Origin of the sequence: Piscicoccus intestinalis NBRC 104926, from assembly GCF_001515525.1 — a bacterium.
Classification (GTDB): Bacteria; Actinomycetota; Actinomycetes; order Actinomycetales; family Dermatophilaceae; genus Kineosphaera; species Kineosphaera intestinalis.
The window spans coordinates 1-544 of sequence record NZ_BCNQ01000332.1 but is presented as its reverse complement, the minus strand read 5'-3'; the positions used below and the strand labels follow the sequence as shown (position 1 = coordinate 544).

Here is a 544-nt window from a genome sequence, read left to right as displayed (position 1 = left end):
ACGAGCGCGGTGCGCCCGGGCCGCCGCACCGTCGCGCCCCACCACAGCGCGCACTCGAGCACCTCGCCGTCGTACGAAACCCACTGCGCCTCGGCGCCGTCGGGCACGCGCGCGTGCGGAAACCCCGGCGACAGCTTGGCCCCGACCGCCGGCACACTCGCCGCCGTGTCCACCACGAGCTCCCACGGCGGGGCGAGCTGATCTAGCCGGAACGTGCGCGTCGTGCGCCCCCGGGAGTCGGTACGCCCCGGCAGCCGCCGCGCCGGATCGAACCACACGCCGAGACGCCCCGCGTCGACCTCCGCCTCGACGTCCGGCGCGGACAGGCCCGCGAGCGTGTCCTGCGCGGTGGCCCACCGCACCCGCACGCCGCCCCGGCCGCGCAGGTTCTCGGCGGCCAGCGCAGCGGTCGCCTCGTCGGCGTCCACGGCCAGCACCCGCAGGCCGGCGTCGGCGAAGGCGGCAGCGTCGAGCCCGAGCCCGCAGCCCAGGTCCCACACCTCGCGCACGCCGGCGTCGACGAAGCGGCGCGCATGCAGCGCCG

At 78.3% G+C, this 544-nt stretch carries 1 protein-coding gene; it reads right to left on the bottom strand.

Annotated elements, in window-relative coordinates; genetic code table 11:
• A partial coding sequence (locus PINTE_RS21545) for a methyltransferase domain-containing protein (RefSeq protein WP_157087469.1) occupies nt 1-544 on the bottom strand: 544 nt, incomplete at both ends.